General features: G+C 54.0%; 20 protein-coding genes. 6 read left to right on the top strand and 14 right to left on the bottom strand.

Translation table 11 applies throughout. From position 1 onward, the window contains the following. Both PV433_RS07010 and PV433_RS07005 read right to left on the bottom strand, forming a co-directional pair. Nucleotides 1–1,254, bottom strand: a complete 1,254-nt coding sequence (locus tag PV433_RS07010; protein ID WP_332071468.1) for a sialidase family protein — start codon at nt 1,252–1,254, stop codon at nt 1–3. A 57-nt stretch (nt 1,255–1,311) separates the two neighbouring features. Beyond that, nucleotides 1,312–2,751: an FAD-dependent oxidoreductase gene (locus PV433_RS07005; protein ID WP_332071467.1), complete on the bottom strand. Its 1,440-nt coding sequence runs from the start codon at nt 2,749–2,751 to the stop codon at nt 1,312–1,314. Between the two features lie 398 nt (nt 2,752–3,149). Between PV433_RS07005 and PV433_RS07000 the strand changes: the two genes are divergently transcribed. Then, nucleotides 3,150–3,908 carry an IclR family transcriptional regulator gene (locus PV433_RS07000; protein WP_332071466.1) on the top strand — a complete coding sequence of 253 codons (759 nt, stop codon included), beginning with the start codon at nt 3,150–3,152 and terminating at the stop codon, nt 3,906–3,908. Between the two features lie 682 nt (nt 3,909–4,590). Here the strand turns inward: PV433_RS07000 and PV433_RS06995 are convergent. From PV433_RS06995 to PV433_RS06980, 4 genes are all read right to left on the bottom strand, one after another. Next, on the bottom strand, nt 4,591–5,214 hold the full coding sequence (locus PV433_RS06995) for an MFS transporter (RefSeq protein ID WP_332071465.1): 624 nt from the start codon (nt 5,212–5,214) through the stop codon (nt 4,591–4,593). A 210-nt stretch (nt 5,215–5,424) separates the two neighbouring features. Continuing rightward, the gene (locus PV433_RS06990) at nt 5,425–6,477 is read right to left on the bottom strand and encodes an alcohol dehydrogenase catalytic domain-containing protein (RefSeq protein ID WP_332071464.1); all 1,053 of its coding nucleotides are present in this window, start codon (nt 6,475–6,477) and stop codon (nt 5,425–5,427) included. After that, a complete protein-coding gene (locus PV433_RS06985) occupies nt 6,474–7,622 on the bottom strand; it encodes a mandelate racemase/muconate lactonizing enzyme family protein (RefSeq protein ID WP_332071463.1) in 1,149 nt (382 codons plus the stop codon). The genes PV433_RS06990 and PV433_RS06985 overlap by 4 nt, the downstream gene beginning before the upstream one ends. Before the next feature lie 89 nt (nt 7,623–7,711). Continuing rightward, a complete protein-coding gene (locus PV433_RS06980; RefSeq protein ID WP_332071462.1) occupies nt 7,712–8,353 on the bottom strand; it encodes a GntR family transcriptional regulator in 642 nt (213 codons plus the stop codon). Nucleotides 8,354–8,432: 79 nt separating this feature from the next. Here PV433_RS06980 and PV433_RS06975 point away from each other — a divergent pair, with 79 nt between their 5' ends. Then, nucleotides 8,433–9,053, top strand: a complete 621-nt coding sequence (locus tag PV433_RS06975) for a GntR family transcriptional regulator (RefSeq protein ID WP_332071461.1) — start codon at nt 8,433–8,435, stop codon at nt 9,051–9,053. A gap of 1,102 nt (nt 9,054–10,155) precedes the next feature. Here the strand turns inward: PV433_RS06975 and PV433_RS06970 are convergent. The 6 genes from PV433_RS06970 to PV433_RS06945 all read right to left on the bottom strand — a co-directional run bounded on the left by PV433_RS06970 (nt 10,156) and on the right by PV433_RS06945 (nt 15,213). Further along, nucleotides 10,156–11,292: a HAMP domain-containing sensor histidine kinase gene (locus PV433_RS06970; protein WP_332071460.1), complete on the bottom strand. Its 1,137-nt coding sequence runs from the start codon at nt 11,290–11,292 to the stop codon at nt 10,156–10,158. Beyond that, on the bottom strand, nt 11,285–11,980 hold the full coding sequence (locus PV433_RS06965) for a response regulator transcription factor (RefSeq protein ID WP_332071459.1): 696 nt from the start codon (nt 11,978–11,980) through the stop codon (nt 11,285–11,287). The genes PV433_RS06970 and PV433_RS06965 overlap by 8 nt, the downstream gene beginning before the upstream one ends. Before the next feature lie 103 nt (nt 11,981–12,083). Beyond that, complete coding sequence (locus PV433_RS06960; RefSeq protein ID WP_332071458.1) at nt 12,084–12,677, bottom strand: hypothetical protein; 594 nt, start codon at nt 12,675–12,677, stop codon at nt 12,084–12,086. A gap of 72 nt (nt 12,678–12,749) precedes the next feature. Beyond that, a complete protein-coding gene (locus PV433_RS06955; RefSeq protein ID WP_332071457.1) occupies nt 12,750–13,538 on the bottom strand; it encodes an energy-coupling factor transporter transmembrane component T family protein in 789 nt (262 codons plus the stop codon). Nucleotides 13,539–13,543: 5 nt separating this feature from the next. Beyond that, entirely contained in the window at nt 13,544–14,386 is an 843-nt protein-coding gene (locus tag PV433_RS06950; RefSeq protein ID WP_332071456.1) for an ATP-binding cassette domain-containing protein, read from the bottom strand. Next, on the bottom strand, nt 14,383–15,213 hold the full coding sequence (locus tag PV433_RS06945; RefSeq protein ID WP_332071455.1) for an ATP-binding cassette domain-containing protein: 831 nt from the start codon (nt 15,211–15,213) through the stop codon (nt 14,383–14,385). Before PV433_RS06945 ends, PV433_RS06950 begins: the two co-directional genes overlap by 4 nt. Nucleotides 15,214–15,404: 191 nt before the next feature. On the opposite strand from PV433_RS06945, the gene PV433_RS06940 reads away from it, so the two are divergent. After that, nucleotides 15,405–15,884, top strand: coding sequence for a hypothetical protein (locus tag PV433_RS06940; protein WP_332071454.1), 480 nt, complete (start codon nt 15,405–15,407; stop codon nt 15,882–15,884). Here the strand turns inward: PV433_RS06940 and PV433_RS06935 are convergent. Beyond that, on the bottom strand, nt 15,881–17,467 hold the full coding sequence (locus tag PV433_RS06935; protein ID WP_332071453.1) for a GMC family oxidoreductase: 1,587 nt from the start codon (nt 17,465–17,467) through the stop codon (nt 15,881–15,883). The genes PV433_RS06940 and PV433_RS06935 overlap by 4 nt on opposite strands. A 72-nt stretch (nt 17,468–17,539) precedes the next feature. Between PV433_RS06935 and PV433_RS06930 the strand changes: the two genes are divergently transcribed. From PV433_RS06930 to PV433_RS06920, 3 genes are all read left to right on the top strand, one after another. Continuing rightward, nucleotides 17,540–19,147, top strand: coding sequence for a thiamine pyrophosphate-binding protein (locus PV433_RS06930; RefSeq protein WP_332071452.1), 1,608 nt, complete (start codon nt 17,540–17,542; stop codon nt 19,145–19,147). Nucleotides 19,148–19,161: 14 nt separating this feature from the next. Next, nucleotides 19,162–20,040: an SDR family oxidoreductase gene (locus tag PV433_RS06925; protein ID WP_332071451.1), complete on the top strand. Its 879-nt coding sequence runs from the start codon at nt 19,162–19,164 to the stop codon at nt 20,038–20,040. Nucleotides 20,041–20,186: 146 nt separating this feature from the next. After that, complete coding sequence (locus tag PV433_RS06920) at nt 20,187–20,837, top strand: L,D-transpeptidase family protein (RefSeq protein WP_332071643.1); 651 nt, start codon at nt 20,187–20,189, stop codon at nt 20,835–20,837. 209 nt (nt 20,838–21,046) lie between these two features. Here PV433_RS06920 and PV433_RS06915 read toward each other — a convergent pair whose 3' ends face one another. Beyond that, the gene (locus tag PV433_RS06915) at nt 21,047–24,358 is read right to left on the bottom strand and encodes a carbohydrate binding domain-containing protein (RefSeq protein ID WP_332071450.1); all 3,312 of its coding nucleotides are present in this window, start codon (nt 24,356–24,358) and stop codon (nt 21,047–21,049) included. Nucleotides 24,359–24,400: the final 42 nt, after the last annotated feature.

Genomic DNA, 24,400 nt, shown 5'->3' with positions numbered 1-24,400 from the left:
TTAATACGCAAGTTCTCGGAAATTGCGGACCGTATGAAACGTCAGCTTATAAGCGTCATGGGCGGTCACCGAATGCTCGCCTCCGGAGCGGCTGACGATATGCAGATCGTCGCCGTCGATCGCCATGCTGCCGTATTGCCGCGATTCCTTGGCGAAGCTTCCGGCGCACACGAGCCCGGCGAAGCACCAATCGACGCAATTGGTGGAGAAATGCAGCTGCAGCCGGTCGCGCTCGTTATTGGGCAAGCCGTACCGGTCGTCCGGCATCCGCTCCGCTCGGATCATGCTGTCGCGGGCTTGCGAGCTTAACAGCCAGTACAGCCGCGATACGTCATCGTACAAAATATGAAATTTCAATTGCCCGCCGGGGCAAGGGACGAACGCGATACGTTTGCCGGAAGGTACAGTTTCCAACTGGGTTACCATCGAGCCGTCTGGCTGTTCCACGACTTTGGCTATCGCGGCATATCCCGTTCCTCCGGTATTCGCGCGCATCCACAAATGAAACGTTCTTCTGTCCGGATCGTGCCAGTAATGGTTCGGATCGACGAACTGCACAACGTTCGTCTCCAGCCAGCCGGCCGCGTCGGCCTTCCGCTTAGGCGCGATAAGCGCATACCCGTTGGGCGGCGTTTCATAAAACGGTACGCCGAAATAATCCAGCTCTCCACTGTCGATCACATCGCGGAAAGCAACCTCCGAGGCAAACGTCCAGTTGTCCCTGCGCGTCAGATCGGCGGCTTCGCTGCCCCGCATCAGCACGGGAGCGAGCGAGCCGACGCCCCAGCCTTTAAAGTCGGTGTACGCCATCCGCTCCATGACCAAGTATACGTTCCCGTTTGCGTAATGGACGTTGCTGGGGGCCTGGTGCCACTTTTGCCCTTCCGTAAGCGGATAAGCGTCCGTCCAGGTTTCTCCGTCGTCGTCGGAACGCATCACCATCAAGTCGCGGCAATGCCCCAAGACGTAAAGCGAGCTCCCGGCGGCAAACGGCCTGGCGTGAAAAAACGGGTATTCCTTCTTCAGAACGAAGGTTTTGCCGTGGTCGTCGGATACGAACACTTTGCCCATCTTGCTCAAATCTTTCGGTTTCGTATACGTCCAGTCCGCCCAACGATTGCCCAGATCCATCGTCACGACAATTCTCCCGCTCGCGAGCCGGGTGATGCCGGGGCTGCCCACAAAGGTGGAGGCCGGTTCGGGGGATTCGAATATCGTCAAATGCTCGTTCGCTAAAGGGGTTACCTTGAACATGCGCTCTGCCTCCTATATGAACCACTTAATCGATGAATGCTGAGGAAATCTCGAATCTCAAACGCCCGGCATCCCGGGAATCTTCCGAATTTCCGGAGTCTCCGGAGCCTTGGAGGCTTCCGTCATCCGCCGGCTGGCGCAGCCGTTCCATAACGGATCGAAATCGGGGCCTTCGGACAAATAATCCAGCCTGCTTCTGAGCCACTGCGGATCGACTTCCTGCGCGGCTATCCCCCGTGAGGCCGCATGGCTGGCTGCAATCCCCGCCGCTTCGCCGATCCCGGTCATCGTCGCCATGACGCGGATCGCTGCGGACGCTTCATGTGTCGCCGACAATGCCCGGCAAGGTACGAGCAGGTTCTGGACGCCCTTCGGCACGATCGCCCGGTACGGAACCTCGTAATAATCTCCCTCTGGCACATTGTACCGGTCCGCCACCGCGCCGTAGCCTGTCGAAGATTCGTGGTCGAAGCCCGAGCCGGTCGGCGAATGGATATCGATAAAATAACGGCTGCGCACGATCGCGTCGTCAAACTTTGCCGCACCGGTAATGTCCTGCTCCGTCACCGTATACAGCCCTTGAATATGCCGGGTTTCCCGAACGCCCACCTGGCAGGCGACCTTCTCCAAATAAGCGCCGGAGAAGTACGGAACCTCGGCACGCAGCCAATCGGCCAGCAAGAAAGCCTGTCTGCGGCCCTCTGTTTCAGAGAAGCTCAAATCTTTGGCGACCAGCCCGTTGACTTTGTTGATCCGCGTCATATTGAAATGCAACACACCCGGGTGCGGATAATCATAAAAATGAATCCAATTGCGGTACGGATAGTGAAGCCGCCCAGCCCGGATCGCCTCCTGAAAATACGGCTCGACCAGCAGCCGCGCCTTCTTGTGTCCGGTCTCGTTGCGCTCGCGCAGATGCTTGAGCATCAGAGGCTTGTTCACATTCCCCATGCGGAAGCTTACCGTCATAGCCTGCGTCAATTGATCCGCCGGCCGGCCCAGGCTCCACTCGCAGCCGGCCAGGCTCGCCAAGTCCGCGTCGCCCGTCGCGTCAATGAACATATCGCCTTCGATAGCCCTCGCGCCGTCTTTTGAAGCGACGCCGATCGATTCGATCCGGCCGTTCCGGCAGACGACATCCGTCACGATCGTATGATACAGCATGTCAACGCCCGCCTCCTGCAGCATGCAGTCATAGACCACTTTCAGGCGTTCCTCGTCAAACGCGGAGTGTGTCAGCTCCGAGCCGTAGCCGCCCGCCTCGTGCAGCCCGCGGACAATTTCTTTGAATATGCCGCCGATCAGCGAGCCCATATCGCCCGTTACCGGATGAGGGTATTCATGGCCGGCCCATGGATTCACCAGGGCGCTTGTCGCCATGCCCCCGCAGAAACCGTACCGCTCAACCAGCAGAACGCGCGCTCCTGCACGCCCCGCCGCAATGGCAGCTGCGGCTCCCGACGGGCCTCCTCCGCATACGATGACATCGTAACGCATCGTTCGTCCTCCTTCGTCCCCTTGATTCGTGTTGTTTTCGTGATTATGCGACCGCTTACAGACGCATCGTGCTCTTTTCATCCCCCGCTCTCCGTCCGCAAATTGAGACAATGAACGGCTAGCGGATAAGTCACCTCCTCAACGTTCTAATTATTAGAACGACGTTCTATTATTTCACACCCAAATAGTAGCACAGCGATCGTTGAAATACAATCCCGGATTTCGAACGTTTTTCACACCTGATCGTTGATTGACGCAAACCGTTATCGTATAATGAGGCTGTATCGAATTCTAAATATAAGAACTGAGTTCTAAATTATAGCGGAAACAGAGCGAAAAACATGGCAAACCTTTAGGATTGTTATATCGATTATGGAATGGGGATGGAGTGGAAGCTTATGGCGGCTGACGATCAAATCAAAACAAAAACGTTATTTAAAGCGTTGCAGGTGCTCGATTGCTTCACCGCGACGACGCCCGAACTGGGCGTTACGGAGATCAGCGAGCGTCTCGGCTTGTACAAAAGCAACGTGCATAACATCATGGACACGTTCGTCAAAGCAGGCTATATCAAAAAAAATCCGGATAACGGCAAGTACAGGCTTACGCTTAAAGTGCTGCAGCTGGGCCATGTCGTATCGAGCAACATCAGCTTCCGCAAAACGGTCCAGCCCCATATGCAGGAGTTGGCCGACGCTACGGGCGAGACCATTTTCCTGGCGATTCCCGGCGAAGACGCGGAAGTCGTGTACCTCGATTCCTCCTCGCCGCGAAATCTGATGACCGTCAAATCGGTCATGGGCATCAAGGCTCCGCTCTATTGCACCGGAATCGGGAAAGCGATGCTCGCCTACCTCCCCCGCGAGGTCGTGGATACCGTGATCGGGCGGGGACTGGCTTCGATAACGGACAACACCATTACCGATCCCGGTGCGCTGCTGGACGAATTGAACACGATCCGTCTTCGCGGCTATGCGATCGACAATATGGAGCACCAATTCGGCATCAAATGCGTAGGCATGCCGATCCGCAGCCGCAAGGGCGACGTTGTCGCGGGACTAAGCATATCCGGCCCTTCGCTGCGCTTCGACGAACAAACAATTGAAGAGCATGTGCGGAGACTGGCAGCGGTTATTGCGGTTTTGGAGATTGATTGAGCGCCGATTTCTTAAAATTGCTTCTCGGCGATGCCTTCCTGCCGTCCAAAAAAAATGGTCGTACATCGTCGATCATCGTTGGGGCCTTTATGATGCGTTAGCTTTGGAGCGTCATCTGGACGAAATGCTGGCGCTGTTGACCTCTTAGAGAAAAAGGACCTCGGCCCCCGCATTGCGGTGGAAATTGAGGTCCTTTCGCGTGGAAATGGGAACGTCCCCTGTTCCCTGTCAGGCGAGCCTTTCTGTGACATTCTCTTCGAGGCCATTTACATAAACGGTCATTTTCGCGCCGTCTGATTCCTTTGATATATCAGCATAGCTTCGCTCGGGTTCAAGGCGATCCCTCCTGCATCCATGCTCTGATCTGCGCACCGCTCCGTCCGCGAACGGTTTGACGAAACACCCGCTCCGGACAATTGACAGCGGCGATTATTCAAGGACTACCTGTGACATTATCAGTGTACATCAAGGGAATTAATTTGCATATGCGCAATAATGTTTCTTCGAGGAAAGAATTTACGTCTATTTCTTTCTTCTACACGACAAGTTAACGCCAGCTGCTGCCGGTTCGCCTATTCCTACAACCAGACCGACGCGGGCGTCTGATCCAGCTACACGGCCGCTCAAAATAAATGGAACCCCCGCCCAACACAAGCGAGGATTCCATGCTTTTTTCCAACCGTTACTTTTCCAGGCTTTGCGGCCGTTCCGCCGCACGAACCGATCCCGCAAACAGCACGATGGCCATGCATACGACCAGTCCGGCAATTACCGCATACGGGATATGTTTATCCAGTTGATACAGAGTCGTGCTCAGGATGAGGGCAATGACGGCTGAGATGCCTTGGACCGACCCGACCAAGCCAGCCACGCCGCCTTGCTGTTCGCGGGATACGGCTAGCGACGCGCCGGCCATAAACCCCGGCATCATCAACCCGGCTCCGATCCCGAACAGGAAGTACGCCAAGAAATAAACGGCCAGATTGACGAAGAAAAGCAGTAAAACCATGCTGCCGACCAGCAGGTTCAAGCCGGCATAGATCGTTGCCGTAAACAGGACGTAACTTACGAACATCCCCAGGAAGCCGACCAGGATAATCGTCTTTCTGCCTTTGACGTCGCTCCATATTCCCCACACCCGCGCCATCAGCGCCATGGCTACCGAGCCGAGCGAAATAATCAATCCCGAATGCGTCTCGGAGAGCCCCATTTCACGAATAATCGGCGGCATAACGGGAGCGATTATCATTAAGCCCACCATCGCTACAAATACGCTGAAAAAACTACTGAAACGGATTTTGGCCATCGTACGTTTCTCCCTTCGCTCCATCAGCTAATAATCATTCTCATCCCAGCTTAGGAGAAAAGGGTTCCGGCCCGCTACCTGAAAACGGATTAAGAATGTTAGAAAACGGATTTGTTCACCGTAGAGTTTAGCTGCCAGCCGAATCACGGTAACTTCATCCCGTCTTCCTCCATCCTCAACTCGTTGTACCTCCACAGTGCATCCGGGTGGTTACCGGCTCGCGATTTGCAGCAAATATTTGGCGATCTTCCCCGGTCCACCGATCAGTCTCTCGAAGCATTCCGCCCCGTTCTCAAGCGGTCTCGTCACCGTCCAAGGCGACAAATTCACTTTGCCTTGACCGATCCAGGCCAGAGCAGCGGCGAAATCTTCAGCCGAGTAGGCGAACGCTCCGATCGTCATGATTTCTTCCCGGATCATGTCGTTGATCGGCAGCGCGCTGTCCGGCTCGTGCAGACCGGTGAAGACGACCCGGCCGCCCCTGCGGACAGCCTTGACGCAAGCCTGCCGGGTGACGCCCGCTCCCACCGCATCGATGGCCGCATCGAAGCCGCTCCCCAGCTGCGGTCCGAGCTGTTCAAGCTCCGTTACGCCGATCCCGCCCAGTTCCCGGGCGATTTCCAGCCGCGCTTCGTTCCGGTCGACGATCACGACATCGCCCGCGCCGAATACGTGTGCAGCCTGCATTGCCAGCAAGCCGATCGGACCGGCACCGTAGATGATCAGCCGATCGGACGGGTGCAGCGCAAGCAGCCGGACGATATGCACCGCGCAGGCGAACGGCTCGGTATAGGCGGCTTCCCCGAAGGAGACGGCATCCGGCAGCAGATGGACGTTGCTGCCCGGTACCGCCACGAATTCGGCGAAAGCGCCGGGCCGATGCGCGCCGAGCAGGCTGCGATCCGCGCACAGCTGGGAGCGGCCGCTCGCGCAGTGCGAGCATGCGCCGCAAGTTACGAGCGGATTGACGGTTACGCGGTCTCCCGTCCGAAATAACGGCTCCCCGGGTGCGCACCGCTCAATGACACCCGCGAATTCGTGCCCCATAACGAGCGGCGGTTTGCGCAGCGAGTTGTGCCCGAGATAACCGCTCAATTCGGAGCCGCATATGCCCGCCAGCGCCACACGGACGAGCACTTCGCCGTCCTGCAGCCCGGGAAGCGGCACGTCACGAATATTCAGCAGCTTCGGCCCTTCGTACACAAGCGCTTTCATGGTCGGCGGCGTTTGCGTATGCAGCTCCCGGTTGTCCGCCGTCGTCATGTTACCGACTCCCTTCTCTCCCAGCCTTGACGGAACAGCGGCAGCCAGTTGCCGACCTGGTAAGGATGCTTGCCGACTTCGTCCATATTCAGCGTGACCCCGAGGCCCGGTCCTTCCGGCGGCTGCAAATACCCGTTCTCCACCTTCAGGGCAGGCGTCAATACGCGCTCTTCCCAAGGCTCGTTGAATTCGTCGAAGATTTCGTGCAAATAAAAGTTCGGCGTCGCCATATTCAGATGGCTGCAGACGACCGAGCATACCGGCCCTTGTGCGCTGTGCGGCGCGATCACTCCGTTATGGGCGTGCACCATACCGGCGATCTGCTTCGATGCCGAGATCCCGAGAAATTGCGGCTCCAGCTGGACGATATGCACCGCGTCGTGCTTCAACAGCTCGGCGAACTGTTCCCGGCAGTAGTAATCTTCCCCACAGGCGACCGGCACCGGACTGCGCTTGGCTACCTCGACCATCGAGGAGATGCGGTGCGGCGGTGTCGGCGCCTCGAACCAGGTAGGCTTGTACGGCAGCATCGCTTCCGCGAACTGCAGCGCCGTATGGACCGAGAAGCGGTTATGCCCTTCGATTAAAATGTCGGTAAAAGGTCCGACCGCCTCGCGAACGGCTGCGATATTTTCAAGCGCCAGCTCGAAATCTTGTCGCTCCACCGTCCGCCAGGCCGCTCCGAACGGGTCGAACTTCAGCGCCGTATATCCTTTGGCGACGACCAGCTTCGCTTTTTCATGAAAGCTCTCGGGCGTTCCCGGGCCGCGGTACCAGCCGTTCGCATAACAGCGCAGCTTATCGTGGCATCGTCCTCCCAGCAGCTTGTACAGAGGCTGGCCCAGCGCCTTGCCCATAATGTCCCAGCACGCCGTCTCGATGGCGGCCAGCGCCGACCCTTGAATCTGTCCGCCGTCCGAATACACGTCGCGGAACAGCTTCAGGCCGATCGCTTCCACATCGAACGGACTCATCCCGACGACGAGATGCTTCAATTCGTGTACCGCCGCTTCCACCGTCTTGGCGAAGCCGTTCAGTGTGCCTTCTCCCAGACCCGTTATGCCTTCGTCCGTATCGACGAGCACGAACAGCCAGTTTTTCCACGGATTTCCCAGTATAGCCGTACGAATTCCGGTTATTTTCATTCCCGTACGTCCTCCCGCATGAGTGATTACGTCCGTCTCAACCGTATCACAGCATTTGGAAAACGCACAATATGCATAACTTGTATACATCAGAGCATAATCGTCTTCACATATTCGATATGTCGTTCGACCAGCCGTTCCGTCAGGTGCGGGTCGGTACCGGCCAGCGCTTCGCGAATTTGCCGGTGCTCCTCGATGCTCCCCCACAATCTCTCTTTGTTTTTGACGAACGTCGTTCGCACCGCCATTAAGAACTTGTCCTGAAGACGCGCCATCGTTTCCGTATATTCCATATTGTCGAGCCCTCTGACGATGCGCTCGTGGAATTCCCGGTCCAGCCGGACGTAAGCCGCAATATCGCCCGCTTGAATCATCCGTTCCTGCCGCTTCAAATTATCGTCCAGCTCGTCGAAAAAAGCCCGGTCCATCCGGCCGGTCAGCTTTCTGGCCGCGTAGGTCTCCAACACGAGCCGGAGCTCGTAAAGGTCCAGTATGTTTTTCAGCGAGATTTCCTGAACGATCGCCCCTTGATTCGGCGACTGCTTCACGAGCCCCATCATCTCGAGCCGATCCAACGCCGCGCGAATCGGCGTATTGCTCATCTGCAGCAGTTCCTTCAGCATTCGTTCCGGTATGAACGTCCCGCCCGGCCATTCCCCGCTGACGATGCGTTCGCGGATCGTCTCGAAAGCCCGTTCCTTCAACGTTTGATGCGCTTGCTGAATCGGCATCCCGGTTCCTCCTGTACGTCCTGTTTCCTTATGATGGTATAATGAATCCGAATCGCTTACAAGAGGGGGCTGCTTCACAATGAAACCGCTGTCGCTCCGAGAAACCGCTTACGAAACCATACTCGAATGGATCGTTTCCGGCCGGATACCGGAAGGCGCCGTCACCTCCGAGATCGCGCTGGCCGGTTCGCTCGACATGAGCCGGACGCCGGTTCGGGCCGCGCTGCAGCAGCTGGAAACCGAAGGATTCGTCCGCATCGCGCCCAAACACGGGGTGCATATCGTTCCGTCCTCCGCCGGGCGGGTCGGCGACTTGCTGGAGACGTGGATCGCGCTTGTTCTGTTTGCGTACGAGCTGCTTAAACGGACGAAACCGGCGGAGATGGCCGAAGCCGCATCGTCCTTTGGACGGCGAATGGAGGCGTTCGCCGGGGAAACGCCCGATACTATAAACAAGCTTGAAAGCGAGATGTGGCAGCAATGGGTATCGCTTGGTCAAAATGAGGAGATCATTCGCCTCTATCAATCGACGTCCGCCAAACTCCGTTGGCACCGCAACGACCGGCGATGGAGGCCGCCCCATCGGTCGGAGACGGAGCCTTGTCTTCAAGATCTGCTTTCGGCCGTCGTCTCCGGCTCCGTGAACGCCGTTCCGCACTTTTTCTCCTATCTGCACATTTTGAAAAAAACATGGAACTGAGCCTGAAGATCGGGCGGAACGGCGGCGAAAAACGCGTTCATCTCATGGATTACGTTCCGAAAGCGGTGAACGTGGTTCCCGTGAAGTTCACTTCCGTTTCCCCATCATTTCCCCACTCCTCCAGTGTTGCCCGGTCTGCATGTGCTAGTCGGTTCTACCGAAACGGAGGCGAAGTCTGCAACGGAGACAGCTTTTTCCCGAAACCTATACCGGGCGCACGCTCCGGGAAAATCTGGGTCTGGATCCGGTCTGCCCTTTACTTGAAAAGAAGAAGCAGTTGCCGGCGGTAACTGCTTCTTGAAGTGTTCAAAATCAATATTCGAATTGCACAAGCTCACGGCGCTTAGGTGCCGGTGGAAGGCAGTGTCTTTAGACCAATTTTATGCAGGTAATTCAGCCGCATCTCCACTTCATTGCGTATCTCCGTACATGCTTCGAATTCAAAAGCGTCCAGCAAAGCAGAAAAATTTTTAATAAATAGAAGCAGGTCCGGAATCGATAATCTCGAAATCTCCGTTATGGAACGTCCGCCGATGGTTATCGCCATATCATTTGGACTCGATTCCTTACCGTTACATCTCGGGCATCTATCTTGGCGGGAGAGAAAACGGATCGCTCTAAGATTCCCCCTGCTGGTCGTGCCTGCGTCACGCATATGTCGCAAGCGATCTCTGCATAAAGCATAAAGCAAACTCAAATATTCCGATAGATCCGTTAGGGTACCGATCAAGGCACCAGGTCTATTTGGGTTAAACCTTTTCATGGGAAATGATGTATGCTCCAAATGGATAGCCCCTTTCACCAGACGAATGCCATGAATCCGTAAATCATCAACTGCACGTTAGGTTTGGCCAGCCTGAGGCCATGGCATCTTGCATCGTTGTGATCGTGGCTTCTTCAATCTGAAAGGCTGGCATATCAATCTCCTTTATAAAAAATCGGACTATATCGATTGTATCATGGAGAAGCGGAAAATCGTTTGCAAGAATCACCTAATCATAAAAAATACGATCCTTCCAGCGACCATTCGGATGGAGCTTCAAACGATACAAAACCGGATCTAATAGAGCCGGTTTGTTCATAGGTATTTTAATTTATGTCGTTAATTATTAATGTGATTAGTGTTTTTATCGCCAACCCTGTCCGGTGGAAGCTCGAGACAGAACGAGTAATGGCCGTCCCGGTGGTACAAATGTATACAGCCTCCGTGCAACTCCATAATCGTACGGCTGATCGACAATCCGAGCCCCGCTCCCGGAGCGATGCCGCTGTCGGTTCTCGACGGCTCGGCCTTGTAAAATCGGTCGAACAGCAGCGATTCCTGCTCGGTCGTTATCGGCTCGCCCCAATTGTCCACGGCAACGACGATCCGATTTTCGCGAAGTGTCAGCCGGACTATGATTTCACCGGGCTTGATTGAAAACTTTAAAGCGTTCATCAGCAAATTATCGACTGCACGTACCAGCATCTTCACATCAACATGGGCGATGACGGGGTCTTCCTCCCTTTCCAGCTTTACCTTCAACCCAAACTCGCCTGCGATCGGCTCGAATTCAGTTACGATTTGTTCGAGCAATGCTCCCAGATCGACAGCCGATAATTGGGGCATAATACCGCCGCTCGTGAGCCGCGTATATTCGAACAAGTCGTCAATCAGCTTTTTCAGTTGCTGCGATTTGTTAAGCGCGTTGCGAATATAGCGCTTATGCTCGGTCAGATCGTCATAGTCGTCCTGCTGCAATAAATTCAAATAGCCGATTACGCTCGTAAGCGGAGTCCGCAAGTCATGCGAGACGTTTGTAATAAGCTCCATCTTCGACTCTTCAAGCTTGCGCTGCTTGGCGATCGTCACCTGCAACTGCTCGGCCATATAATTAATATTGCGTGCCACTATACCGAGTTCATCCTGTCTCGACGTCGGCACCCGGAAATCGAGATCGCCGTTAGCAATCGACATTAAACCGTCGGCCAAAGAGCGCATATTGTGAACGATATTGCGCATGAACAAAAAGAACAAAAATAAAAAGCTGCAGACGAAAAAAGCCAGAAATAGTAGATCTCCTGCTGTGTCTGACAAAAATGACATGTAGTATCCGATTACCGAAGTGACCCGGGTCAAATACGTTTGGATGGCCGCAGTAAGCATGACCGTCAGCGTAAAGCTGAGCAAAATCGCTCCGAACATTTTCAGGCGTATGCTTTTTCTCCAATTGAGGGCCGACAACCATCCGCTACTCAACTTTGTACCCCACTCCCCATACGGTTTTGATATACCTCGGCTCACGCGGATTGACCTCGATTTTCTCCCGGATATTCCGCACATGGACCATAACCGTGTTGTCCGAAGAATATTTGTCTTCCTTCCATACGTTTCGGTAAATCTGTTCTACACTAAAAACTTGTCCCCGATTGCCTGCAAGCAGCTCCAAAATCGAAAACTCGATAGGGGTAAGCGCCGCTTCCTTGCCGGCGACGGTAATTCGGTGACGCTTGCTGTCGATAACCAGCTCGTCGATCTCGATCACCGATCGGCCGCCGGACGGTCCCGTTCCCCCTTCCGAAAACGTTTGTCTCCGAAACTGAGCTTTCACACGCGCAACGAGCTCAAGCGGATTAAACGGCTTGGTGACGTAATCGTCGGCACCAGTCGTCAGTCCGGTTATTTTGTCGATATCCTCGCCTTTGGCGGACAGCATAATGATCGGCGCTCGCGTCTTCTCCCTGATTTTGAGGCAAGCTTTGATCCCGTCCATGCGAGGCATCATCACGTCGAGTACGATCAGATCAACCGATTCCCGGCTGACGATGTCAATCGCCTCCAGCCCGTCCTTCGCTTCGTAGATCCGGTAGCCTTCGTTTTGCAAATAGATGCGGATGACGTCGCGAATTTCCGGATCGTCATCGGTCACGAGCACCTGCTTCGGCATATTGTCATTTCTCCTTTATATGGGTCAACCGTTAGTTCTGCAGCGGCCAAGCAAACTGAAATTGCACTCCTTTCCCCATAGTACAATACAAATTAAGGGAAATCTATGGAACCCCCATCTCCAGGATTTTTCGCAGCTTTCTTAATCCGGCTAGACTTAGTTCGACCCATAACCAGCTGTATGCCAAACAAAATAATAGTAAAATTCCGAACGTCCTGACTTGAAACGATCCGGATAGGGCCGGCCCTAACACCGGCACATGCAAGACGTACAGCAGGAGAACAATTCCAGCGCATAAACCGGCAGCTCCTGCAACGAGGATTCCTGGTCTCTTTTTCAATCGTAATAGTCCGAAACCTAGGAATATTCCTAGAAGCCCGGTGGTAAACGGGAAAATAACCAGCTCGCCGGGCTGAATGATCATTAACACGACGACGGTTACTCCATAGGTCAAAAAGCCGCAGCGCAACGAATACACCGTCCCGAGTATTATCGGAGCCGAAGCAAGAGGGCTGATGAATAGTCCGATCCCTGGCAGGAAGCCTCCGGCGGCTTGAAGGATGGCGGCCAAAGCCCCCAAAAACGCGACCATCAGCATCTCCTTCATCCCGTTGTCGTGATGCTGAAAGGCTCGATGTAACGCGGCGGCGTCTTCTGTAACGGTCTTGGTCCAGTAATGATATCCCTTCCTCATCATTCCGTGTCACCTCCCGCATTAAACGTTGCCGCAATGGGTCTAATCGATCCGCCCGTACTTGCCTCATTCGGATCAAACGAATGTTACGATATACTGCGCGACAACGATAAACAAACCTACTGCATCGCGCCATCCGGTCCGATACGTACGCCGACTGATTCTTTCCGCATCCATGACATAACCTCTTGCCGCCAAACCGGCCGAGTGACCTTCAGCACGCCTATACATATGGGCAAACGCGAGAACGAAAAGCGAAACCAGTTGAGGAATAAAGGCAAACAGACCGGAACGTCGTAACCCGCCCAGCCTCGCTTTGTGAGCCATAACGATGTGATGGATTTCCCGCTGGAAGACAGGGAGAAACCGCAAAGATAGAATAATTAGAAAAGCAAAACGCTCGCTCGGGATGCCGAAAACCCGCAACGGGTAAAGAACCGCCGCCATTCCATAGGCCAGGTCCGAGGATGAAGTGGTCAGAGTGAGTATAGATACGGAAACGATCAAAAGCATGATCCGTCCGAACACAAGCAGCGCTTGTTTCATGCCATCCTCTGAAATCGAGAATAGGCCGGCCGATCCGACCGTGTCCCCTCCCCCATGACTAACCAATTGAAACAGTGCCGCGACGGAAGCGATCAATAAGATCCCTTTCGAATAACGCCAGACGATGGAGATAGGGATTCGCGCCGAGAACACCGCCGTACTTGCAGCGGCCGCGTGAACAGCCATCATCCAGACCGATGGAGTGAAAGCAATAAGGCATACGAACATAAAGACCATGATCAGCTTACAGCGGGGGTCCATCTTATGCAGAAAACGATTCCCTGAAACGTACCGCCCAATCCCAATCCATTCAAACATCGCGATTATTCCTTTCGCCGGATTTGCTTAGCGAGCTCCATCAGGAACGCACGTTCTTGTACAAAGTGGCGCGGAACAAGACCTGGCGCAACGGAATACAGCCGTTCGGCGAATTTGAGCAGCGGAGTCGCGACAATTTCCGCTTTGTACAGTTCGCTCATATGATCAGGTACGCCGGGAGGCGCCAAATCCGCGGCTATCGTCCCCTTGTTGAATACTACGATTCGGTCTGCATGCTCCAATGCTTCTTCCAAACGTTGCGTAATATAGATGATTGTCGTTTTCCGCGATTCGTGAAGCTCCTTTACACATGTTAGCATCGCTTCGCGTCCGGCAGGGTCGAGTCCGGCCGCAGGTTCATCCAGCAGCAACAATTCGGGCTGGCCGATAAGGGCGCCCGCCAAAGCGATACGCCGCATCTGGCCCGGACTTAGCCGGAACGGTGACCGGTGCCGAAGTGCTCCGTACGGCAGCCCGAGCCGTTCCATCATCAGTTCCACACGCGATTCCAATTCGGGAGGAAAGCTCGCATCGTAGGGGGATAAACGCAAAGCAATGTCTTCTTCTACGGTTTCCCGTACAAGCTGATGTTCCGGCTGTTGAAAGACGAATCCGATACTTTTCCGGAGCCGGTGCAGTTGCTTGTTTGTTTTCGATATCCGGAACGATCCTACGGTCACGCTCCCGCGATCCGGAAATCTCAGTCCTCCCACGACCTGGGCGAATAACGATTTTCCCGCCCCTGACGGACCGAGCAGCGCAACAAATTGACCCGAAGGAATCTCCAGCGAAATATCGCTCAGTACATTTTTGGAAAAAGGAGTGCCTCGGTTCCATATAAGGCTCACGTTTTCGAAATATATCCGCATATCCGTCTCACCAAATCATCTTCGGTATAAGCGTCTTCAAGAAAAGAAATCCCGCGATCCCTTAATGCTTCTCTAACCCGAACGGCAAATGGCGGAAGAAGACCGGACTCTTTCCATATCCCCCGGTTGGAAAAAACTAGGGACGTAGGACCGTCCAGCAACATCGCCCCTTCTTTCAAAACAATGACCCGATCGCAATCGTACAGCTCCTCCATGTCATGAGTAATTTGAACAACCGTTAAGCCTTGTTTATGAAAAGCCGTCATTATTTGATTCAATTCCTCTGCGTCTCGCGGGCTTAACATGGACATCGCTTCATCGAAAACGATCACATCCGGTTCCATGGCGATTACGCCGGCTACAGCCAGCTTTTGTTTTTGCCCGGAAGTCAAATCGTTAGGATCCAGCTGTTTCAATGTATCAAGGCGCAGCGAGCGCAATACGTACTCGATCCGCCGTTCTTGTTCGGACGGACAAATCCCCAAGTTCTCCAGTCCGAACGCAACGTCGTCTTCAACCGTATTCGCGATTAGCTGCTGATCCGGATTTTGAAAGACGAAACCGACTTTTCGACGGATTGCCGCTAAGTCGGACAACGACCTGGTATTTCGGCCAAAGACGAATACATCGCCTGACGTTGGCGAAAGAAGGCCGTTCATTAACAAGCCGAGCGTCGATTTCCCGCTTCCGTTCAAACCGACAATGGCGATTCGTTCGCCGGGATGGATCGTGAAATAAACATCTCGAATCACCCACGCTTCGTCGCCGCCATATCGGAACGAAACCCCGTTGAAATGGATCGTCACATCCTTCCTCCTTCCCGCTCCCCTATATATGTATAAATCCTATTCCTCCCGAACGGATTCATGTGTGGAAACGGGATGCTGCCGCAAAATATGGCTTCTTTGGCCTGCTCGGCTCACAAAGGCCTCTCCCTTTATTTAACGTTGTATCCTTAACCTCATCGTTGTATGGTTGAAGCAAGGAGTGGGTACCGATGTTCCGAAAACTATGGGGAAAATACAAGTGGAGAAAGCTGCGAAAGCAGGTTTGGCAGAAAAGGCTGCTGGATCAATTAGAGCTTGTCTCTAACCAGTTTCCTCAGGCGGTCCGCTGTTCGCTGGATTTATCATGGGGTCCTTTTTATGGAGGCGCTGTTCTTCTAAACCGGAAGTCTACGAAAGCGAGAATTCAGGTCCAATTGCCTTATGACCGTTATCTTACCTTAGACGAACGTCAAGTGATGGCCAAGTATAATATCAATAGGAACGCTCTTCCCTATTTCATCTTCTTTCATGAATACTATCATCTTATAGATGCTTTATCGCATTGCAGACAAGATCAGGATCTAAAATCGTATCAAGCCGCTCTGGCCAGAGCGGCTCGTACAAATACGCCGTATCGAAAGCTTCAGATCGAAGCGCGTGCGGATGAGTTTGCCTATCGGCAATACGTGCGTTTTCTTGAGGCCGGTTAACCCGATATGGTCAGCTCCAACTTCCCTGTTTTTTCCTTGATGTAGTCGGCTGTCCGCAAGGCCAACGACATAACCGTATTCGTCGGATTGCCGGCACCTGAAGTGACGAAGATACTTGCATCGCATATGAATAGGTTGGGGATGTCGTGGGATTGCCCGTAGGAGTTCACGACCGACGAACCGGGATCGTCCCCCATCCGGCATCCTCCCATCATATGAGCGGTATCCGGTACGACGAAATGTACATTTCCACCCGCCGCTTCCAGAATCCCGCTCATTTTACCTACCGCATGATCGATCAGTTTCCGGTCATTATCTCCATAGCTAAACGTAACTTTAGCGCGTGGCAGCCCGTACTCGTCTTTCTCGTCCGCCAGGGTTACACGATTCGTTACGCTAGGAAGAACTTCTCCGACTAAGGTGACTCTCCCGTAACGATTATAATTCAGCAGCGCTTCCCTGAACCGGTCGCCCCAAACCGGTCCGCCATTCGCTTTCGACACGCCGCTTGCGAACTCGACCGGTCTCGCGCCGTGCGAATGAATCGTATACCCCCGGACGAAGCCGTTCTCCGGATGTGTCCGATAAAACTCCTGAGACGTGGCCAATACCGGCGTTCCTTTATATAACCGGATTTCCTCATCAAATAAGGCGTACACATCATGGCTGCTGTGCACCATAATCGACTTTCCGACCATCCCGCTGCTGTTGGCGAGTCCGTCCGGGAACTGGGAATTTGCAGAATTGAGCAGCAGCCGCGGCGATTCTACCACATACGCGGACACGATCACGAGTTTCGCTTTTTGCTCATACGTGATTCCGTCATGAACGAATACGACGCCTTTGGCTTTGCCGTCTTTTCCCATCGTGATTTGGGTGACCATGCAATCGGCCAATACTTCGGCTCCAGCCTTGATCGCTTTCGGAATATGTACGATCAGCGTACTGAATTTGGCGTCCGGCATACAACCTTGATTGCAAAATCCCCGGTTAATACACGGGGGACGCCCTTCGAACGGTGCGGATAAAATCGCAAGCGGAGCAACCGACGAACGGATTCCCAGCTTCTCACAGCCGTTCATGAACATATAGGCGTTCGGGCTGAGCGGCTCGCGTTCCGGATACGGATAAGGTCCTGCATAATTTCCCCAAGGAAAATATTTGGGACCGGATACCGCAATTTCCTTTTCTATTCTGGAGTAATACGGCTCCAATTCGTTATAATCGATCGGCCAATCATCCGCAACGCCGTCAATAGTCCTCGCCTTAAAATCGGAGTCATGAAAGCGAAGGAACACCGCTGTGAAATGAACCGTCCCGCCGCCTACGCCCCGGCCGGAATTGTTATGTCCCATCGTAAGCGGGTCGGATCCACTCACGATCCGTGTATCCTGCCAGCCCAAGTTTTTCATGGAAAGCTCATCGCTTGCAAATTCCTTTTGAGGATCGCGAAACGGCCCTGCTTCCAGCACGACTACACTCATGCCGGCTTCGCTCAGTTCTTTCGCCAGTACGCCCCCGGCCGCACCTGCCCCGACAATGACGACATCCACGTCTTCTCCTTCATATTTTCGCTTCATCATTCCGGCTGAGCCTCCCATGGATCCAGTTGACCGATCTGCGTACGTACACAAACGACAACGGATAACCAGCCTATGGCGCGCTCAGTAGCGCAAGCGATTCTGGAACAGCTCGGGCTTTGGGGCGTCAAGCGAATATATGGGGTTGTAGGGGATGCTGTTTTTGGCCTTATTGACGCTCTTGCCAAGCAAACATCCATTTCTTTTATTGCGGTGAAGCACGAATCCGTTGCTGCCATGATGGCGTCGGCGGAAGCGAAAGTAACAGGCAGGCTCGCAGTCTGCATTTCGCATATGGGACCGGGTCTGACCAATCTGATTACCGGGCTTGGCGATGCATATCTGGACAAAGTGCCGGTACTTGCGATAACGGGACAAGTGCCCCTGAACAAAATCGGTACAACATACAAACAATACATCGATCAACAGCAGCTCGTCCAAGCCGTTTCTTCTTTCAGCCAAATGGCCGTACATCCGGATGCGATTCTGGAGTCGATGACGCATGCCATGTATACATCCTTGCTGCAGCGCACAGTATCGCATCTATCGATACCGTCCGATGTTTTTACCATGTTTACAACTATGCAGCCCTGTGAACCACCCCCTGTATCGGTCTCGTCCCCCGATCCTTTAGAAATCCGGCATGCGCTGGATCTGTTGCGTTCGGCTAAACGACCGGTCTTGCTGGTGGGGAGCCGGGCACGTTCAGCCCGGGAACCTATCCGAAAGTTGGCCGAAGTGTGGAGATGCGCGATCGCGAACAGCTATGGAGCTGTTGGAATCGTTCCGGATTCGTATCCGCTCATGGTAAGCGGCCTTGGTGAAGGCGGTAATCCGTATTTGCCCGAATTGCTCGAAAGGGCCGATGTCGTGTTGGCCGTCGAGGCGTCCTGGCCGGATAAATTCATTACGACATCACCCGCCCTTATTCAACTGGTCAGCCATCCTAGCGAATTCGGAACGCTTCGATCAGCGAGCCGCAGGATTCTTGGCCATACAAATTCAATCCTTGAGAATTGGATCGATGGCTTAAGTGAATACGAGCCGGATCCGGGTTGGGAACGGCAAATACGGGAGTGCAAGCAAGCGTGGGCCGCACTTAACGAAAAAGAGCGGAATCAGAATGCTTCTCCACTCTCCCCCTCAGCTATTATTCAAGTTATGGAAAACCATATACCCGCTGATGCTGTGATCGCTCTGGACGAGGGCGATTCGACCCTGTGGTTTCTGAGAAATTTTCGTGCGGCGCAGCAGAACGTCCTTCTCTCGGAACATTGGCGGACGATGGGTTTCGGATTACCCGCTGCGATGGCGGCAAAATGCTGTTTGCCTGAAAAACAAGTCGTCTGTATTACGGGTGACGGCGGGCTGGCGATGGTGTTGGCCGATTTGATCACGGCTTCCCGATATGGATTCTTGATTACGGTCATTGTCTTTCAGAACGGCACGCTGCAAATGGAGCGGGATAAGATGCTTATGAAAGGACTGCAGCTGCAAGATACGGAGATCGCGAATCCGGATTTCGTAAAAGTTTCCGAAGCTTGCGGATGGATCAGTTATCACGCAGAACATGCAGATCAATTGGCGAATGCACTCCTTATGTCGCAAAACAGCAGCAAACCGAGTCTGATTAATGTTCGTACAGCGCGTATTCCGCATCCGGATTTCTTATCACACGTATAAGGGAGAAACTACTGATGCAAATATCGAATTCACAAAAACAGCCGGCCCCTCCTTACCCACTGCAGCACCAGGATCAACAGCCAGGTCTGGAATCGCTCATGAATCCATTGCCGGTATTCGATAATCCGGACTACGTCGGCAGCGGCAAACTAAAGGACAAGGTTGCGATCGTAACCGGCGGTGACAGCGGTCAAGGACGAGCGATTGCCGTTGCATTCGCCAAAGAAGGCGCTGATGTCGTCATTGTGTATTTGAACGAACATTCGGACGCAGAGTTAACGAAACAATTTGTAGAGCAAAGAGGCCGCCGCTGTTTATCGTTCGCAGGCGATATCGGCAGCGAGCCGTTCTGCAAGGAGATTGTGGAACAAACGGTTCGGCATTTGGGCAAGCTGGATATTTTGGTGAACAATGCGGCCGAGCAACATGTGCAAAATCGACTGGAAGATATCACATCCGAACAAATGGAGCAGACGTTCCGAACGAATTTTTACTCCATGTTTTATTTGACGAAGGCGGCATTGCCCCATATGAAGCGCGGCGGCACGATCGTAAACGCAGCTTCTTTAACAGCCTACGAGGGCAACGAGCAACTGATCGATTATTCTGCGACTAAAGGAGCGATCGTAGCGTTTACACGCTCTTTATCGAAATCGCTGCATGGCAGAGGAATCCGCGTTAACGGGGTTGTCCCCGGGACGATATGGACTCCGCTCATCCCGGCTTCATTTCCGGCCGAGCAAGTTGCAAAATGGGGCGCGAAAACTCCGATGAACCGTGCGGGGCAACCTTACGAGATCGCTCCCGCGTACGTTTTTTTGGCTTCCGAGGATTCTTCCTATGTATCCGGGCAGTTCATTCATGTGACCGGCGGAGTGATTATGAACGGATAACTTATGAATTTGGACCATTAACTCGTTTTTCGGATGGTCTTAGCAGCAAAATAAACTAATAGCCGTGGTGAACTATGAGTCAAACCTACAACCACAACAAATCCAAATTCTCCTTTTCTTTGCGCTTCTTTACAGTCGTTTGGCTGATGGGGGTCTTGACCGGTCTCGGATGGACTCCGCCGGTTTCGGCCGACCCGTCGCTTCCGATCGTAGCTGATCAGAGTGAATATGAAATCGAGGTTTATCCTCAGCAGCATCGCCTTAAAGTGTTAAGACACGGAAAGCTGATAAAATCATACCGGGTTGCCGTCGGGAATCCGGCGACTCCCACTCCGATCGGAGAATACAAGATTGTGTACAAAGGGGAAAATTGGGGACCGTCCTTCGGGCCTCGCTGGCTCGGGCTCAATGTTCCGTGGGGATATTACGGTATACACGGGACGAACAAGCCCTTTTCGATCGGGCAGCATCAGAGTCACGGATGCATCCGGATGCACAACCGGGATGTCACAGAGCTGTATCAGATGATTCCTCTGGGCACAAAAGTGTCGATTCACGGACATGTATTAGGTGACTCGAATCACGGGCCCAGGGATTTGGCCGAAGGCGATGTCGGAGCGGATGTCCAGCTGATCCAGTCCCGTCTAAAAAGCGCGGGTTACTTCAAAGGAACAAGCAACGGCAAGTTTCGTTCCGATACGACCGCTGCGCTGAAAAAGTATCAGCGGGATCATCGTTTACCTCCAAACGGAGTTGTCTCGTTTCAAGTATATCGGGAAATGGGGCTGGTGGAGTAAAGGGAGCCCCGCTCGTGCATCCAATCCGAGATTGGGAACATACAAAAAACCTATCCCCTGCAAAAAGGAGATAGGTTATGGCCTTCGCCAGGACGCAATGCCGGATCGCATGCGCACACCTGTAAATGCAATTATTCACCGCCGCTGCACGGCATCGGGATCATCCCGGATATGGGCCGGACGGCGAGAAATCGCGTATCCATTACCTATTATGGAAGCTCACGCATCTCCAAATCGTCGACCCAGGCCGGTCCGTTTACGTTCTGATCCAATTTGAAATATACCGCAGCGCGTTTGGTCTGAGGCAGTGCTGTAAAGGTTACTTGTACCTTCGTCCAGTCGCCGCCTCTTGCCGCTTCCGCCCAATTGTATTGAACGGATACGCCGCTCGCGTCAATTTGCCGGATGCCGAGTGCAACCGATCCGGTTGTCGAGCTGTTTTTCACCCATCCTGTCAACACGTACCGGTGTCCTGCCACAACCGGAATTTCTTTGGCGTCATCCGTATTGATTACGTTCCATGTATTGCCCGCATCCGGGTTCAGCTTGGCGGATGCCGTTCCGCCGTGAGCGGTTGTTCTCTCCCATACGCCTGAGCGCATCAACCAGCCGTCCGGACTGCTGCCGCCTTGCTCAAAGCCGCCGTTGTATACCAGATTTGTGTCGATCGTGACTGTGAGTGGCAACGAAGCATAGCTGGCGCCGAATAGTTTGGGTACGATCGTTACCGTGTATACGCCCTGCGTCACCGTCGCGGGAATAGTCACGTTCCCTTGTATCGCCTTTGTCTCGCGCCCTGCAACTGTTGTTGTCGAAGCCAGTTCTACCGCAAGACCGCTTGGAACGGACCGTTCCAGCTCCACCGTAAGCGGTTCGGCCGAGCCGTTCGTCAGTTCGACGATAAATGGATAGGTGCCGGCCAGCGCCGCCTCGATTGTCCCTGGAGTCAGCTTCGCCTGCAAAAGCGGCGTCACGTTCAGCTCGCGGGACGACGAAACCTGAAATACCGAGCCTTTGAACTCGTAATAGACCGATGCCGTAACCGTGTAAGCCTTCGCCGGAACCGCAGACGGAATTGTAAAGTTGGCGGAGGCGGAACCGGCATCCCCACTGTTGACGGGACCGAACTCCCTCTCGATCGGCGCCAGCCCGAAAACGTGCGGAAGATCGATGCGCAGCCACGGACGGAGTGTTTTATCACCCGTGTTACGGATCTGCACATTTGCCGTCACTTGTTCTCCGGGTGCTGCCGCAAGCGGAAACGGCTCCAACTCGAGCCGGATCGTCGAGTGGACGATCGGAACTACCCGGTCATATATGCCGTCAAGCAGCAAAAGCAGCGTTCCCCTTTTACCTTCCAGGACGGTATCGTTTTGTCCGTTTACCCATGCTTTCAGCTTATTCGTATCGTCCAGCACTTTATCCGCTTTGTTCATGACGTGTTTTACGTCCGGAGTCTGCCCCGCTAAGAAATGCTGCAAATCGGCGAGTTTGGCAGCCAGATCGCCCGATTTTTGCCTCCAATAGCTGCTTTGCAGCATATCGTTTGCGTTCTCGATCGCATCGATCGCCGCTGCGACTTCCGAGCTGAACGGCGTAATGCGGTAAACTAGAGCCTGCTCGGGACCGAGGTCCGCATTCAGTTTCCCGTTCCAGCTATCCCACGAAGCCGGCTCGCCGCCATACAGCAGCTGTACCCGGTTGCCCGCGCTTGCGAGCGGAATCTCCGCCGACTGGGCGGTGTTCGTCACATTGATGGCGACCGCATACTGCTCCTGCCCTTTATTCCAAAGCCCCCACTGCACTGCGCTCCCGATCTGCTCGGCCGTTTTGCTTCCATGCGACACCAACTCACCCATCAGCGGCAGTTCGTCTTTGAATGCGGCCAATCCCGCCCATAACACCGATTCCCGCAGCTTCCAGCCCGGATCGTTAATCGAGTAGTAGCCAAGACCTTTGCTTCCGGCCAAGATGGACTGGTAAGCCATATTACGCACTTGCCCGATCGTCGGCAAATAATCCCACGACGTCGAACCCGGAAAGAGGAACGTCTGCAATACGGTCCAAACCGGCTTCACTCCTTCCGTATCGAGCACCGCTTTGCGGACTCCGTCGCCGACGGCGGAAATGGGCTGCGCATTCACCCTATTGTACGGGTAGACGTCGGTCACTAATATGTCCGTCGCCTGTCCGGTGGGACGGTACGCATAGGTCTCAGACTCGACCATATAGGTCGGATGATCGGGGTCGATGGAGCGGATCCTTTTGTACGCTTCGAGAATTTCCGATTGGGGGATTCCGTTGCCGGTCGGCTCATCCATGATCATCCAGCCAAGCAGGGCGGGGTGATTCTTGAAACGGGCGACCATTTGCTCTGTAAGCGCGAAATTTTCCTTGACCTGCATGTTGAGGTACAGCGTCTGCAGCACCATGAGGCCGTTCGCCTGTGCCGTATCAAGTAACGTTTGTACCGTCGCCTCGCTCGCTGTGTTGATGCCTTGGATCGTATTGACCCCGATCTGGCTCAAATACAATAAATCGTCCAGGCCTGCATGGTAGGCGATCACCGGGAAAAAAGGCTGTCCGCCTACTTGAACGGGACCGTTCTGCGGCAGCATCGTCGGGCGGTTCCATCGGTAAATGGTTCGTTCCTCCCGCGAAAGGATGACCCCTACGGCGTTTTTCAATTCGGCCGAAAGCACGTAAGGCTGTCCGGGCTCCATGACGGAAGGCTGGAACGGAACATTAAGCTCCACTGCGGCGGCTGCACCGGTTTGCGCAAATACAACCGTGCCGTCAGCTTCCTTCATTAGCTTGATGTCCGCCGTTTTCCCGGTAAAAATGCCGTCTTGCGGCTTAAGCACCACATTGATGCTGCCGGACGCGAGATCCGGGTAATAGTAGGTATGATTGGGCGTGAGCACGATTTGCGGCGCATCTTTCGTTTTGGCGACCGCCGCGTCGTCGAAATACACTTTGCCGGTTCCGTACAGGCGCAAATAAACGTACATGTATTTCGCTCCTATCGGGGCCTTCACTTCATAGTCCAGCTCGTGCCATTGTCCGTCGAGGCCGGATGCGGAGCTGCGGTACGAATATCCGGGCAAAGCCGTTTGCGGAGATAAGACTTGCGAGGTGTAAAACTCGATCTTGTAGCCGGGCGCGCCGCTTACGCCGATCGCCTTGAACCACGACGAAATTTTGTACGTCGCTTCCTCTTCCACGGGAATCCCTTGCTGGACCCATGGGTTGTTCGCCGTGTTCGTCTGGATCGAGATGCCGTAGCCCCCCGTTCTCGCCGCTTCCGGAACGGCTGCAGCCGCTCCGGTCCATGTATTTCCGATAGCCGTCCACCCCGATGGAGCACCGTTCGTTACCGTTTCGAAGCCGGCATTGGCTAGTAAATTGGCGGATGGCGGTGAGTCCGCCGAAACCTCGCTCCCTCCGAAAGTAAATCCTTGAAAGACGAGACAAACCGACATCAGTAAAGCCAACCGCATTTTATTGCTGCGAACGCTCATCCGAAACCCTCCCCGATTTAGATCGATCTCGAAATTCCATCC

This window comes from Paenibacillus sp. GYB004 (genome assembly GCF_036577605.1).
Lineage (GTDB): Bacteria > Bacillota > Bacilli > Paenibacillales > NBRC-103111 > Paenibacillus_AB > Paenibacillus_AB oceani.
The sequence above is the reverse complement of the archived record's forward strand: the minus strand, read 5'-3'. Positions and strand labels throughout refer to the sequence as shown.